Source organism: Corynebacterium sp. LK2590 (assembly GCF_040946105.1).
Classification (GTDB): domain Bacteria; phylum Actinomycetota; class Actinomycetes; order Mycobacteriales; family Mycobacteriaceae; genus Corynebacterium.
The window spans coordinates 167238-181815 of sequence record NZ_JAYWMH010000001.1 but is presented as its reverse complement, the minus strand read 5'-3'; the positions used below and the strand labels follow the sequence as shown (position 1 = coordinate 181815).

At 67.8% G+C, this 14578-nt stretch carries 14 protein-coding genes and 1 pseudogene; 3 read left to right on the top strand and 12 right to left on the bottom strand.

All coding sequences use genetic code 11. The features are described 5' to 3' along the window. The first annotated feature begins 165 nt into the window (after positions 1 to 165). Positions 166 to 1290: a glycerate kinase gene (locus VVR85_RS00820; protein ID WP_368519079.1), complete on the top strand. Its 1125-nt coding sequence runs from the start codon at positions 166 to 168 to the stop codon at positions 1288 to 1290. Here VVR85_RS00820 and VVR85_RS00815 read toward each other — a convergent pair. Then, positions 1287 to 1685 carry a hypothetical protein gene (locus VVR85_RS00815; RefSeq protein ID WP_368519078.1) on the bottom strand — a complete coding sequence of 133 codons (399 nt, stop codon included), beginning with the start codon at positions 1683 to 1685 and terminating at the stop codon, positions 1287 to 1289. The two genes, VVR85_RS00820 and VVR85_RS00815, sit on opposite strands and share 4 nt — an antisense overlap. Before the next feature lie 36 nt (positions 1686 to 1721). Between VVR85_RS00815 and VVR85_RS00810 the strand changes: the two genes are divergently transcribed. After that, positions 1722 to 2933 (top strand): amidohydrolase, encoded by a 1212-nt coding sequence (locus VVR85_RS00810; RefSeq protein WP_368519077.1) that lies wholly within the window; start codon positions 1722 to 1724, stop codon positions 2931 to 2933. Between the two features lie 92 nt (positions 2934 to 3025). Further along, a complete protein-coding gene (locus VVR85_RS00805; protein WP_368519076.1) occupies positions 3026 to 5401 on the top strand; it encodes a glycogen/starch/alpha-glucan phosphorylase in 2376 nt (791 codons plus the stop codon). Positions 5402 to 5466: 65 nt separating this feature from the next. Here the strand turns inward: VVR85_RS00805 and pyk are convergent, their stop codons facing one another. From pyk to VVR85_RS00750, 11 genes and pseudogenes are all read right to left on the bottom strand, one after another. Next, positions 5467 to 6885: a pyruvate kinase gene (gene pyk / locus VVR85_RS00800; protein ID WP_368519075.1), complete on the bottom strand. Its 1419-nt coding sequence runs from the start codon at positions 6883 to 6885 to the stop codon at positions 5467 to 5469. A gap of 108 nt (positions 6886 to 6993) precedes the next feature. After that, positions 6994 to 7887, bottom strand: coding sequence for a prolipoprotein diacylglyceryl transferase (gene lgt / locus VVR85_RS00795; protein ID WP_368519074.1), 894 nt, complete (start codon positions 7885 to 7887; stop codon positions 6994 to 6996). Positions 7888 to 7924: 37 nt separating this feature from the next. Further along, the gene (locus tag VVR85_RS00790; protein ID WP_368519073.1) at positions 7925 to 8755 is read right to left on the bottom strand and encodes an indole-3-glycerol-phosphate synthase; all 831 of its coding nucleotides are present in this window, start codon (positions 8753 to 8755) and stop codon (positions 7925 to 7927) included. A gap of 111 nt (positions 8756 to 8866) precedes the next feature. Next, on the bottom strand, positions 8867 to 9514 hold the full coding sequence (locus VVR85_RS00785; protein WP_368519072.1) for a TIGR02234 family membrane protein: 648 nt from the start codon (positions 9512 to 9514) through the stop codon (positions 8867 to 8869). Between the two features lie 32 nt (positions 9515 to 9546). Next, the gene (gene hisI / locus VVR85_RS00780; RefSeq protein WP_368519411.1) at positions 9547 to 9930 is read right to left on the bottom strand and encodes a phosphoribosyl-AMP cyclohydrolase; all 384 of its coding nucleotides are present in this window, start codon (positions 9928 to 9930) and stop codon (positions 9547 to 9549) included. 3 nt (positions 9931 to 9933) lie between these two features. Next, positions 9934 to 10704: pseudogene (hisF, locus tag VVR85_RS00775) on the bottom strand (imidazole glycerol phosphate synthase subunit HisF); the annotation flags it as partial. A 73-nt stretch (positions 10705 to 10777) separates the two neighbouring features. Then, a complete protein-coding gene (locus VVR85_RS00770) occupies positions 10778 to 11554 on the bottom strand; it encodes an inositol monophosphatase (protein ID WP_368519410.1) in 777 nt (258 codons plus the stop codon). A 54-nt stretch (positions 11555 to 11608) separates the two neighbouring features. Next, a complete protein-coding gene (gene priA / locus VVR85_RS00765; protein ID WP_368519071.1) occupies positions 11609 to 12418 on the bottom strand; it encodes a bifunctional 1-(5-phosphoribosyl)-5-((5-phosphoribosylamino)methylideneamino)imidazole-4-carboxamide isomerase/phosphoribosylanthranilate isomerase PriA in 810 nt (269 codons plus the stop codon). Positions 12419 to 12432: 14 nt separating this feature from the next. Next, positions 12433 to 13068, bottom strand: a complete 636-nt coding sequence (gene hisH / locus VVR85_RS00760; protein WP_368519070.1) for an imidazole glycerol phosphate synthase subunit HisH — start codon at positions 13066 to 13068, stop codon at positions 12433 to 12435. Next, the gene (locus VVR85_RS00755; protein WP_368519069.1) at positions 13068 to 14411 is read right to left on the bottom strand and encodes an MFS transporter; all 1344 of its coding nucleotides are present in this window, start codon (positions 14409 to 14411) and stop codon (positions 13068 to 13070) included. Before VVR85_RS00755 ends, hisH begins: the two co-directional genes overlap by 1 nt. Further along, positions 14412 to 14576 (bottom strand): hypothetical protein, encoded by a 165-nt coding sequence (locus tag VVR85_RS00750; protein WP_368519068.1) that lies wholly within the window; start codon positions 14574 to 14576, stop codon positions 14412 to 14414. Positions 14577 to 14578 lie beyond the last annotated feature (2 nt).

Below are 14578 nucleotides of genomic sequence, written 5' to 3'. Positions count from 1 at the left end.
CACTTTCGCAACCACTTTTTGGGCGCTAAAAATTACTCACCCCTTCCTAGCTGCGTTTTTGCGAGATATATTTTCTGTCATAGTACCGAAATTAAGGGGTGAAGCGCCCCAGCTTTCACCGGCTGGCCGCGGGTGAGAGAAAAAGCGTGCCCTATAATTGCGCCCATGCATATCGTCGTCGCCCCAGACTCTTTCAAAGGCACCGCTAGCTCGAGCCTGGCCGCCGCCGGCCTGACCTCCGGAATCCGGCAGGAACTCCCCGACGCCACGGTGGTGACCTGCCCGCTAGCCGACGGCGGCGAAGGCACCGCGCTGGCGCTGGCCACCGCGGCCAGCCTCGCCGGCCGGCAGCTCGCCCGCGTGCACATCCCCTCGGTGGACGCTCTCGGCCGGCTCACGGAGGCGGAATACTACTTCGATCCGGAAAACGCCACGGCCTATATCGACGTCGCTGCCGCTACCGGCCTGCCGACGGTCGCCGATAGCCCGGATCCCCTCCGCGCGGACTCCTTCGGCACCGGCGCCCTCATCGCCGACGCCGAGACCCGCGGTGCCAAATCCATCGTGCTGGGCCTGGGCGGCAGCGCGACCGTCGACGGCGGCATCGGCATCCTGTGCGCACTCGGCGCCGCGCCCCACGACGCCCGCGGCCTCGCCCTGGCTCAGGGCCCGGCCGAGCTGGTCCGCCTGGGCGACATCGACACCGCGCAGCTGAACTACAAGGCCGGGATGCTCGACTACACCCTGCTGGCGGATACGCGCTGCGTCCCCCAGCAGGCGCCGGCGATGTACGGCCCGCAGAAGGGCGCGAGCCGCGAGCAGGTCGCCCTACTGACCGGCGCGCTGCTGCGCCTGTGCGAGTTCACCGAGCAGGACCCCGCCGCCGAGCATTTCGGCGCGGCCGGGGCGATCCCGGTAGGGCTGAGCTGGATGTCGCGCATCCTGTGGGGCAACGACGAGCACGTGCGTGTGGTCAGCGGGGCCGACTACGTTGCCGACGCGCTGGATCTCGACCGGCACCTGGCCGCCGCCGACGTCGTCGTCACCGGCGAGGGGCGCTTCGACGCGCAGTCGCTGACCGGCAAGGTCGTGGGCACCGTCGCCGAGCGCGCGGCAGCCTCCCCCGCCGCGCCGCGCGTGGCCATCGCGGCCGGCCAGTTCGCCGACGATGCCGAGCCGCCCGCCGGCAGCCTCAGCGCCGCGCTGCCGGCGGGCGGCGAGATGCCCGAACGCCTGCGCGCGGCCGGCCAGGCCCTGGCCCGCCAGATCAAGGAACAGCTAGGGGGCTAGCGCTGGATATCCACGGTCCAGGGGAAGATGGCCGGGCGCTCGTGGGCGGTCTCGTCCTCGAGCAGGACGTGGTCTTTCGGCAGCGCGGCGTACGGGGTGAGCAGGCGGGACAGCACCATCGTTAGCTGGTTGATAGAACCGGTCGCCCCCTCGACCGACAGGGCGTAGCGGCGGACCTGGGCGTCGTCGAGGTCGCGGTCTTCGTGCTCGTCGCGGTAGGTCTGACGCAGCTGGTCTTCTACCCCCTCTGCCAGGCGCGGAGTATCATGACGCTTTACACTCGCCTGGGCCAACTGCCCGTTGTCGACGAGCCGGTCCAAGGCTTCGCGGAAGACGTCCTCCACGCGCTCGGCTTGGTGGTCGGGGACGAGAACATCGAACTGAATAAGTGGCATGCAGGTAACCCTACCCAAACTAACGGAGTGAGATCTATGGCTTCCCCCACAAAAAATCCGGAATTCGTGCGCGAGCACGGCGTCGACCTGTCCTGGCAGGAGGATTTTTATCAGGATCTCCACCGCCACCCGGAGCTCTCCCACGAGGAGGAACGCACCGCGGCCCAGATCCGCGCCCGGCTGGAGGGGATGGACTGCGAGGTGGTCGACGGCATCGGCGGCTACGGCATGGTCGCCATCTTCCGCAACGCGGCCACCGACGCCACCCCCACCGCGCTGATGCGCGCCGACTTCGACGCCCTGCCGGTCCGGGAGGCCACCGGCGCGGACTACGCCTCCACCAACGGCGCCATGCACGCCTGCGGGCACGACATGCACGCCACCGCCCTGCTCGGCGTGTGCGCGGTGCTCGACGCCCGGCGCGACGCCTGGTCCGGGACCTTCCTGGCGCTGTTCCAGCCGGCCGAGGAGTCCTCGATGGGGGCGAAATACATGCTGGCCGACGGGCTGACCGATCGCGTGCCGAAGCCGGACGTCTGCTTCGGCCAACACATCATGCCCGGGCCGGCGGGCACGGTGCAGAGCACGCCCGGGCCCATCATGGCCGGCTGCGACAGCCTGCGCATCCGCGTCTTCGGCCGCTCCGCCCACGCCTCCATGCCGCACAACTCCATCGACCCGACCTTCCTGGCGGCGATGATCGTGGTGCGGCTGCAGGGCATCGTCGGCCGCGAGGTGGCCCCGCACGAGTTCTTCGTCATCTCCGTCGGCGAGCTGCACTCCGGCGACAAGAACAACATCATCCCGGCCTCCGCCGAGCTGGTCCTCAACACCCGCTACTACGACCCGCAGGTGGCCGAGCGCGTCTACGCCAGCCTGGAGCGCGTCGTGCGCGCCGAGTGCTGGGCCTCCGGCAGCCCCCAGGATCCGACCTTCGAGTACTACGCCCACGGCGAGGTCACCGACAACGACGCGGGCGTCGATGCCGCCCTCCGTCCCGCCTTCGATGCCGTCTTCGGCGAGCAGTCCGTCACCTCCACGGGCAGCACCGCCTCCGAGGACTTTTGCTATCTCCCGCAGGCCTGGGGCGTGCCCTATTATTTCTGGCACGTCGGCTGCACCCCGGCCGAGCAGCTAGATACCCCGCCGGTCAACCACCAGGCCGACTTCCTGCCCGACTACGCCCCGACCGTTAAGGCCTCCACCCAGGCGGGTCTGACCGCGGTGCTGGCCTATCTGGGCCGCTAAGGCGCCCCGCGCGAAGTCGGGCGGGCCGGGCGACCTTCCGTTACAGTAGGCAGTGTTTTACACGCTCCCTCGACGCGAAGGTGTCTTTGCCCATGACCTCTCCCACGGATTTTTCCTCTGTCATCCCCGGTCACGTCCGCGCCGCCGCCGGCGTGACCCCTCCTGCCGCCTCTAACCGCAAGTACTGGTCCGGACTCGCCAACGCGGTCATGGACCACATCGCCGCGGACTGGGAGACCACCCGCCGCACTTACGCGCCGGCCCGCCGCCAGCACTATTTCTCCGCCGAATTCCTCCAGGGCCGGGCACTCCTCAACAACCTCACGAACCTGGGCCTGGTCGACGACGCCCGCGCCTACGTCGAGTCCACCGGGCGCGAGCTGGCCGACGTCCTCGAGGCCGAGCACGACGCGGCCCTGGGCAACGGCGGCCTGGGCCGCCTAGCCGCCTGTTTCCTGGACTCCGCGGTCACCCAGAACCTGCCAGTGACCGGCTACGGGCTGCTCTACCGCTACGGCCTGTTCAAGCAGACCTTCGACAACGGCTACCAGGTCGAGAAGCCGGACGCGTGGATGGAAAACGGCTACGACTTCCTGGTCCGCCGCGCCAGCACGCAGCGCCGCATTCACTTCGACGACATGGATGTGCGCGCCATCCCCTACGACCTGCCGATCACCGGCTACGGCACCCGCAACGTGGGAACCCTGCGCCTTTGGAAGTCCGAGCCCATCGACGACTTCGACTACGACGCCTTCAACTCCCAGCGGTTTACCGACGCCATCGTCGAGCGCGAGCGCGTCATGGACATCTGCCGCGTGCTCTACCCCAATGACACGACCTACGAGGGCAAGGTCCTGCGCGTGCGCCAGCAGTACTTCTTCGTCTCCGCCTCCCTGCAGGAGATGGTGGACAACTACCTCGAGCACCACGGCGACGACCTGCGCGGTTTCGCCCGCTACAACTGCATCCAGCTCAACGACACCCACCCGGTGCTGGCCATCCCGGAGCTGCTGCGCATCCTGCTCGACGAGCACCAGATGAGCTGGGACGATGCCTGGAAGGTGGTCACCGAGACCTTCGCCTATACCAACCACACCGTCCTGGCCGAGGCCATGGAAAAGTGGGAGGTTTCAATCTTCCAGCGGCTGTTCTGGCGCATCTGGGAGCTGGTCGCAGAGATCGACCGCCGCTTCCGCGAGGACATGGCCCAGCACGGCCTGGACCAGGGCACCATCGACTACCTGGCCCCGGTGGCTGACGGCCAGGTCCGCATGGCCTGGATCGCCTGCTACGCCTCCTACTCCATCAACGGCGTGGCGGCCCTGCACACCGAGATCATCAAGGCCGAGACCCTGCGCGACTGGCACGAGATGTACCCCGAGAAGTTCAACAACAAGACCAACGGGGTCACCCCGCGCCGCTGGCTCAAGATGTGCAACCCGCGCCTGGCAGACCTGCTCACCCGGGCCAACGGCTCGGACAGCTGGGTGACCAACCTGGACGAGCTGGCCGGCCTGGCCGGGCTCGCCGACGGCCCGGACGGCGCCGCGCTGCTCGATGAGCTCACGGAGGTCAAGGCCGCCAACAAGCGCGATTTCGCCGAGTGGATTCACCGCCACCAGGGCGCCGAGGTCGACCCGGACTCCCTGTTCGACGTGCAGATTAAGCGCCTGCACGAGTACAAGCGGCAGCTGCTCAACGCGCTCTACATCCTGGACCTGTACTTCCGCATCACCCAGGACGGCGAGGAGCCAACCCCGCGCACCTTCATCTTCGGCGCGAAGGCCGCGCCCGGCTACGTCCGCGCCAAGGAAATCATCAAGCTTATCAACTCCGTGGCCGACCTGGTCAACAACGACCCGGCCACCCGGGACATCATCCGTGTGGTCTTCGTGGAAAACTACAACGTCTCCCCCGCCGAGCACATCATCCCGGCCGCCGACGTCTCCGAGCAGATCTCCGTCGCCGGCAAGGAGGCCTCCGGCACCTCCAACATGAAGTTCATGATGAACGGCGCGCTGACACTCGGCACGCTCGACGGCGCCAACGTCGAGATCGTGGACGCGGTCGGCCGCGAGAACGCCTATATCTTCGGCGCCCGCAACGACGAGCTGCCCAGCCTGCGCGAGAACTACAACCCGGGCGCGCTCTACCACGAGGTGCCCGGCCTGGCCCGCGCCCTCGAAGCCCTGACCAACGGCACGCTGGACCGCAACTTCGACGACCTGCGCTCCAGCCTGACCGACGGCTACGGCACCTCCGCCGCCGACACCTACTACGTCCTGGGCGATTTCGCCGACTACCGCGACAAGCGCGACCAGGCGGCCGCCGACTACGCCGACGATCCGCGCGGCTGGGCCCGCAAGTGCTGGCTCAACATCTGCTACTCGGGCCGCTTCTCCGCCGACCGCACCATCCACGACTACGCCACCGAGGTCTGGCACCTCGACTCCCTGCCCATCGACTAGCGGGCCCGGACACACACGAGCGCCCGGCACCAGTTCAGGTGCCGGGCGCTCGCCGTGTCAGTGCCTTAGGAGCGGGTCTCTCCCAGCAGGTGGCACTGGATCATGTTGGTGTTGCCGGAGATTCCCGGAGGGGTACCGGCGACGACGACCATGAGGTCGTTCTCGTCGTAGGCGTCCATGGACAGCAGGGCCTCGTCCAGGGCCTCCATCATCTCATCCGTCGAGCCGACCTGCGGGCTCAGGAAGGTCTGCGCGCCCCAGGTCAGCGCCAGCTGGGAACGCACCGCCTGGTTCGGGGTGAAGACCAGCAGGGGCAGCTGCGAGTGCAGGCGGGCCACGCGGCGGGCGGTGTCACCCGAGGTGGTAAACGCCACGATTGCCTTCGCGTTGAGGCGCTCGGCGATGTCGCGGGCGGAATAGGAAATCACGCCGCGCTTGGTGCGCGGGACGTGCGCCAGCGGCGGCACGCGCCCGTCGGTCTCGGCGCGGGAGACGATTCGCGCCATGGTGCGCACCACGTTGTGCGGATCGATGCCGACGGAGGTCTCGCCGGAGAGCATCACCGCGTCCGCGCCGTCCAGCACGGCGTTGGCCACGTCGGAGGCCTCCGCGCGGGTCGGGCGTGAGTTTTCGATCATCGAGTCCAGCATCTGGGTGGCGACGATGACCGGCTTGGCGTTCTCGCGGGCGATCTGGATGGCGCGCTTTTGCACCAGCGGGACCTGCTCCAGCGGGACCTCGACGCCCAGGTCGCCGCGGGCGACCATGATGGCGTCGAAGGCCAGGACGATGGACTCGAGCGCGTCCACGGCCTCCGGCTTCTCCAGCTTGGCGATGACCGGCAGGCGGCGGCCCTCCTCGTCCATCACCTCGTGGACCAGATCCACGTCCGCAGGCGAGCGCACGAAGGACAGGGCGATGAAGTCCACGCCCAGGCGCAGGGCGAAGCGCAGGTCCTCGATGTCCTTTTCGGACAGCGCCGGCACGGAGATGTCCATGCCCGGCAGGGACACGCCCTTGTTGTTGGAGACCGGGCCGCCCTCGGTGACCTCGCAGACGACGTCGTTGCCGTCGACTTCCTTACAGACCAGGGCTACCTTGCCGTCGTCGACGAGCAGGCGGTCGCCGGGCTGGGCATCGTTAGCCAGGCCCTTGTAGGTGGTGGACACGCGGTCGTGGGTGCCCTCGACGTCGTCGATGGTAATCCGGACTACCTCGCCGGTCTCCCAGTAAGTCTCGGTCTCCTTAAAGCGGCCGAGGCGGATCTTCGGGCCCTGGAGATCGGCCAGGATGCCGACCGCGCGGCCGGTCTTATCGGTGGCTTCGCGCACCCAGCGGTAGTTCTGCTCGTGATCGGCGTGGTCGCCGTGGGACATGTTGAGACGGGCAACGTCCATGCCGTCTTCGACCAAGCGGTGAATAGCGTCTTCGCTCGCGACCGCGGGGCCGAGCGTACATACGATTTTGGTTCTTCTATCCAACATTTATCTGTGCCTACTCCTGTAATGGTGACTGCCTAACCATTCCCAACGTACCCCGCCCCCGCGGCGGGTGCCACTGCAAAAACGGAAACAATCCCACAGATTCCCACATTAGGGTTCGGAGCGCTCCTGAGCGGCCGCGGGAAACTTCGGATCCACCTCGTCCGCGGACTCCTGCCCGCGCGGCAGACGGAAGAAGACGATGCAGGCCGCCACGAAGACCACCACGGAAACCAGCACGTTGACGCGCACGTCGAAAATCAGCGTGGCCTCGTCCGTGCGCATCTGCTCGATGAAGAAACGGCCAAAAGTATAGCCCATGACGTAGAGGGCGAAGACCCGCCCGTGCCCCAGCTTCCAGGCGCGGTGCGCCCAGAGCAGGAACAGGCACACGGCGACGTTCCACAGCAGCTCGTAGAGGAAGGTCGGGTGGACCGAGGCCATCACCTCGCCCGTGGAGGTGCCACTGACCGGCGCTACCCGGCCGGCCTCGTCGACGCGGTAGTAGATGTCCAGCGCCCACGGAACGTCGGTTTCCGCCCCGTAGAGCTCCTGGTTAAACCAGTTGCCCAGGCGGCCGATGCCCTGGGCCAGCACCAGCCCCGGCGCCACCGCGTCCGCGAACGGCCCCAGCGGGATGCCCTTGACCTTGAACATCACCCACAGCGCCACCGCCGCGAGCGCCACCGCGCCCCAAATGCCCAGGCCGCCGTTAGTAATCTTCAGCGCGTCGACCGGATTGCACTCGGCGCAGAAGTACTTATCGTAATCCGTGATGACGTGATAGAGGCGCCCGCCGACGATGCCGGCGGGGATGACCACGATGGCGGCGTCCCAGACGGTGTCCGGGTTCCCGCCCATCGCGCGGTAACGGCGCAGGGTCATCCACATAGCCACCAGGATGCCGGCGACGATGCACAGCGCGTAGGCGCGGATAGGAATCGGGCCCACGTGCCACACGCCCTGCGGCGGGGACGGGATATTGGCCAAGTTCATAATCTGCACGTACACAGTGTGCCCCAAAGCCCACCCGAATGCGAGATCAGGGGGTCTTGCGCGACGGGCAGGCCGGGTGCTTGCCGGCGGCCACCAAGCTGCGAGCCAGTGCGGTCGGATCCTGGGCGGACATCACCGACTCGCCGACCATCACGGCGTCGGCGCCCTGCGAGGCGTAGCCCAGGAGGTTGCGGGGGTTCTCGACCCCACCGACGGCGATCCGCAGCAGGGACTCGGGCAGGCCCGGCACAATCTCAGCGAAGACCCCACGGTCGATGGCGTCCGAGGACAGCGACCACGCGTTAATGCCCACCACGGTCCCGCCGGCCTGCATGGCCCGGTCCGCGTCCTGGCTGCTGCGGATCTCCAGCAGGGCGACCATGCCGAGCGACTCAATCCGATCCAACAGCGCCTCCAGGCGCGCCTGCTCCAGGAGGGCGACCTGCAAGGGAACGACGTCCGCGCCGAAGCAGCGCGCCTCGTGGATCTGGTAGGGGTCGACGATGATGTCGCGGCAGATCATAGGCACCTCGGTGGCCGCCCGGATAAGGCGCATGTCGTCCAGCGAGCCGCGGAAGCGGCGCCGGTCGGTCTGGCAGGCCATCATCACCACGCCGGCTTCCTGGAAGTCTTGGGCGAGGCGCGCCATGCGCTCGGGGTTGTCCAGCCGGGCGATTTCGCCGAGGTACGGCACCGCGCGCTTGAATTCAGTGATCACCGAGCAACCGTTGGTCAAAAGCGCCGCCTTGGCGTCCCGGGGCGGTTCCATCGAGCGGGATTTCGCCTTGATGTCCTGGAAGGAGACCTTCGCCTCCCGCGCGGCTACGTCTTCGAGGACGCCGGTGACTAGACGGTCAACGGCAATAGGGGTGGGCACCGGGGCACCTCCTCGAAGTAAGCGACAAGGATCACATGCGCAGTCTCACCTAAAGGCTATCCCCTCAAACGTGCCCAGAGGAAATCCAGAGGTACCCCCGATTGGCAAACTTTAGGTTAAACGCCCACGTTGGTTGTCTAAATCGGTGGGGTCAATATCCGCGTCCAGCGCGTCCCACAGCACCCGGCCGCTGTCCGGGGATTCTTCCAGATCCTGGGCCAGCTTCTCCTGCCGCATGGCGGGAGTTTCGTATTTGTTGGAACGCGCGGTGTCCTCGCCCGGGCGGGTGGCCAGCAGCACCGCGCCGAAAAGCGCGACGGCCGCAGCGACCAAGGCGAGCACGGGGCCGGCGGTGTGTGCCGAGGCTTCGGTGATGACGGCCCAGTCCGAAATGGAGGTCACGTCCACCGCCAGGTCATTGTCCTGGCCGGCCTGCAGGATGTCCTGGGCGCGCTGCACGTCCGGGCCGGCGGTCAGCAGCTGCAGTGGCCGCCAGGCCACCGCGGCCGCCGCCACCGCGCAGACGATCGCCACCACCCGGCGGGCCAGCCGCCGCAGCACCAGCCCGGCCAGCGTGCCGGCCAGCAGCAACAGCATGACGGCCATGAGCTCGACCGACCAGTGCGAGCCGAGGATATCCACGACCTGCCCGCCGGACTTGTCGTCCTCTGCGGAGGCCTGGACCCAGCTCATGCGCGACGAGCCCCACAGCCCAATCGCGCCGAGGGCCATGAGCAGCGGGCCAATTCGCTTTCCCACGTCTACTCCCTTCCTGCGGTTACTCAGGGATCCTAGAGTAGTACATCGGCGTCGAAGCAACTGCGATCGCCGGTGTGGCAGGCCCCGCCCTTTTGTCGGACGGTCACCAGGAGGGTGTCGCCGTCGCAGTCGAGCTTGACGCCCAAGACCTCCTGCGTGTTGCCGGAGGTCTTGCCCTTGACCCAGTATTCCTGCCGGGAGCGGGAATAGTACGTGCCCTGGCGGGTGGCCAAGGTGTAGGCCAGCGCGTGATCGTCCATCCAGGCCAGCATCAGCACCTGCCCGTCCTCCGACTGGACGACGGCGGGCACCAGCCCGTCCGCGTTGCGCTTCAGTCGGCTAGCGATGGCCGGGGCCAGCGCGCACTCCGCCGGGCTGGCCGCGGCCGGCTGCGCCTCCGCTTCCGCCGCCGGCACCGGACGGATCGGGTAACCGGCGTTCGCCAGGGCGTCTTTGACCGCGCCGATGGTGGTCTTGCCAAAGTGGAAGATGGAGGCGGCCAGGACCGCGTCCGCGCCGGCGGCGACGGCCGGCGGGAAGTCCTCCGGCGCGCCCGCCCCGCCCGAGGCGATCACCGGCACGTTGACCGCGGCGCGCACGGCGGCGATGAGCTCGGTGTCGAAGCCGCCCTCGGTCCCGTCGCTGTCCATGGAGTTGAGCAGGATCTCGCCGACGCCCAGGTCGGCGGCGGTCCGGGCCCACTCCAGGGCATCGAGGCCGGCGGAGCGGGTGCCACCATGCGTGGTGACCTCGAAGCCCGACGGGGCCCAGTCCTGCTGCTGCGCGGTCCGGCGAGCGTCCAGGGAGAGCACGATGCACTGGGAACCGAAAATCTCCGCCAACTCCCGCAGCAGCTCGGGGCGGGCGATGGCCGCGGTGTTGACCGAGACCTTGTCCGCGCCGGCACGCAGCAGCGCGCGCACGTCCTCGGCGCTGCGCACTCCCCCGCCCACGGTCAGCGGGATGAAGACCTGCTCGGCCGTGCGGCGCACGACATCGATGAGGGTCCCGCGGCCTTCCTTCGACGCGGACACGTCGAGGAAGGTCAGTTCGTCGGCGCCGAGCTGGCCGTAGCGGGCGGCCAGCTCCACCGGGTCGCCGGCGTCGCGGAGGTTTTCAAAATTGACGCCCTTGACCACGCGGCCGTTATCGACGTCGAGGCAGGGAATGACCCGCACAGACAAGGTCACGGGAGCACACTCCTTCGGAATTTTTCTAACAGTGTGTTTTAACAGTGTGTTTACTGGTCTGGTGGCTGCTGTTTCAGTTGTCAGCCTGGTTGGCGCGGATGGAATCCAAGATGGTCGCGTGCACCTGCGGGGTGCCGACCACCATACCGGCCGAATGCACGGACCATTCCTCGCCGTAGGGGTCGGTGACCAGGCCGCCGGCCGAGCGCACAAACAGCGCGCCCGCGGCGTTGTCCCAGGCGTGCGGGGAGAAATTCACCGCGCCGTCGAAGACCCCCTGGGCCACGAAGGCACTGTCCAGCCCCACGGATCCCGTGATGCGCGGGCGCAGACCCTTGCGCTTGAGATCGTTGAAGATGGGCGTTTGCAGGTGCGACGAGCAGCCAACGTGCCCGCGGGCCTCGTCGAAGCCCAGGGCGTCTTCCCCGCCGCCGAAGCCGCTCGGCGGGCCCCCGACGGAACGCAGCGGCGCACCGTCAGCCGCCGCTACCCGCCGGCCCAGCAACGGGAAGTCCGCGACGGCCACGACGGGCTGGTGGTCCTGGACGAGCGCCACCAGGGTGCCGCACAGCGGGTTGCCCGCCGAGTAGTTGGCGGTGCCGTCGATAGGATCGACCACCCAGACGGTCTCGGCCAGCTTGCCGCCGGATTCTTCCCCGTAGACCGGGATGCCGGTCAGCTGGGTCAGGCGCTGGCGCAGGTTGGTCTCGATGGCGATGTCGACCTCGGTGGCGAAATCGCCCTGGCCCTTGAACTGGGCCGGCTTCGCGCCTAGCCCGGTGCGGAAACGATCGGTGGTCTCATCCACGATGGCCTCGGCGAAGGCCAGCAATTCCAGCGGCGATGTCATGACGTACTCACTCATCCTCGGTCGGGGTTTATCCTGCGGTGTTTTGTTTCGGGCTTATCCTCTGTCTTCCGAGGAATCAAGGAGGTCGATGGGGGTCTCTGCCGGCAGCGGTTCGACCTGGGCCACGGCCTTAAGGGCCTCGTCCAGGCGGAAGCGCCCCTCGTAGAGGGCCTTGCCGATGATCGCGGAGTCGATGCCGCGGTTGAAGAAGGTGGCCAGCTCCGTGACATCCTCCAACGCGGAGATGCCCCCGGAGGCCGTCACCGCGGCATCGGTAGCCATGGTCACGTCCTGGAGCAGCTCCAGGTTGGGGCCGGTTAAGGTGCCGTCCTTGGTGACGTCGGTGACCACGAAGCGCTGGCAGCCGGCGGCGTCGAGGCGCTCGAGGACCTCCCAGAGGTCTCCGCCGTCGGACTCCCAGCCGTTGCCGCGGGTGCGCCACTCGCCGGCCTCTTCCCGGACCGCCAGATCGACGGCGATCTTGTCGCCGTATTTGTCGATGACTCGGGCGATCCACTCCGGGTCTTCGAGCGCGGCCGTGCCGATGTTCAGGCGGCGCGCGCCGGTGGCCAGGGCGCGCTCTACCCCGGCGTCGTCGCGGATACCGCCGGTCAGCTCCACGGGGATGTCGAGCTTACCGACGACCTCGGCCATCATCTCGTGGTTGGACCCGCGGTTGAAGGCGGCGTCCAAGTCGACGAAGTGGAGCCACTGCGCGCCTTGCTCCTGCCACTGCAGGGCGGCCGCGAGCGGATCCCCATAAGACTTTTCGGTGCCGGCCTTGCCCTGCTCGAGGCGCACGGCCTGGCCGCCCACGACGTCGACGGCGGGCAGGAGGACGAAGGAATCTGTGTGCTGAGTCATCGTCTACATCCTACCTACAGGGTGCCCATCCAGTTGGACAAAAGCTTCAGCCCGGTCTCCCCCGATTTCTCCGGGTGGAATTGCGTGGCCCACAGGGCGCCGTTTTCTACCGCGGCGACGAAGCGGTCGCCGCCGTGGCTGGCCCACGCCACCGACGGCGGGGTGGTGATTTCGGTTTCCAGCTCCCAGGTTCGCGCGCCGTAGGAATGCACGAAATAAAAGCGCTCCTCCGGATCAATGCCGGCGAACATAGCGCCGTCGCTGTCCCGCTCCACCGTGTTCCACCCCATGTGCGGCAGCACGTCGGCCTGCAGGCGCGTGACCAGGCCGGGCCACTCCCCGCAGCCGGCGGTTTCGATGCCGTGCTCGTTGCCGCCGTCGAAGAGCACCTGCATGCCGACGCAGATGCCCAGCACCGGCCTGGACCCGGCCAACCGCTGGCCGATGATCCGCGGGCCCTGGATGGCACGCAGCCCCTCCATGCACGCGGCGAAGGCGCCCACGCCGGGCACGACGAGGCCGTCGGCTTCCGTGGCCACCTTCGGATCGGCGGTGACCTCGACCCGGGCCCCGGCTGCTTCCAATGCCCGCTGGGCCGACCGGAGGTTCCCGGCCCCGTAATCCAGCAGGGCTACCAATTTCTGCGCCACTAGTCCAGCTCCTTGTTGTTGGTGGTGCGGTTGTCGTTGTTAAGTTCTTCGGTCCTAGACACGGTTCGGCGTTGGTTCTGGGCCGGCGCCCTACGCAGGCGGCGCAGGCGCGTACGGATGTTGTCGAATTCGGCGACGCGGTGCCGGCCGAGGAAGGCATCCAGGCTCGTCATGAGGATGCCGGCCAGGATGATCGCGCCGCCGGCCCCGTACGCACCCGCGTAGCCGTAGCCGGTGACCAGGGCGGCGAGCACGACCGAGCCCAAGCCCGTGCCGGCGTCGTAGAAGATGTTCCACACCGCCGAGGCCTGCGAGATCTTCGAACGCGGCAGGCGGTTGAACATCGAGAGCAGGGCTTCGTTCTGCCCGATACCGAAGGCGATGCCGAAAAAGACCGAGGCCAGCACCATCCACCATACGGACCAGCCATTGACCATGGCGGCCGCCATGAGCAGCATGCCCACGCCGCCGATGAACTGGGCAGGGATGTAGAGGTGGCCGGGCTCGCCCAGCCGGTCGGCGACCACGCCCGCGAACAGGCGGGAGACCATGACGGAACCGCCCACGATGGACAGCATCAGCCCGCCGAGGACCGCGCCGGTGGCCGGGTCGATCTCGCGGACCGAGGCCGGCAGGAAGGAAGAGACCACACCGTAGCTCATCGACAGCGTGGTCAGCGCCAGGGCCGGGACGATGACCAGCTTCCAGGTGGAGGCCCGAGGCGCCTCGGTGGTCTCGGACTCGCCGCCGGTGCGCGGGTGAACGCTGGGCAGGCGCAGGCACATGACCACCGCCAGGCAGGCGATGGCCGCGGCCGTGTAATAGGTCGAGGCGAAGCTGATGTTTTCGGCCATCGCCAGGCCCACCGGCAGGAAGATCATCTGCGATAGACCAATGAACAGGCCCATGGTGCCGGTAGCCTTGCCCAAAAGGCGCAGCGGGACTAGCTCCGCGATGAGCGCGGATTCCGCCACCGTCAGCGCGCCGAAGCCGACGCCGCGCAGCGCCGAAAACAGCAGCACCTGCCAGATCTCCATGCCCAGCAGGTGGCCCAGGGCGGGGATGCCCAGCATGCCGGCGGCCACGGCCATGACCGGGCGGTAGCCGAAGCGGCTGAGCAGCCAAGGCGTAAACATCTGGGTGATGACGGTCGCGGCCATGAACGCACCCGTCGAGCCGCCGGCGAGCGTATTCGACCCGCCGGAATCAAGCACCGCCATGGGCAGCACCGGCAGCAGCAGCGACCACGCGCCGAAGGCAGCCGCCACCGCGACCATGGTCTCCGGGAACCCCGGGACCTTCCACAGACTAACCTTGCCCTGCGTTGCGCCTGCTTCTGCCATCTATTGCATCTCCCCAATCATCCAAATTAACGCGGTAATGGTCGTAATGCCGCCGAGTGCGGAGGCGACGATGGTCCAGAAACGTGAGCCGGATTGGTAGGCCGTCCAGGCCCCGCCCCAAAAGAGGCCACCCAGCAGGAAAAGGATCCAGACCATCATGTACATGC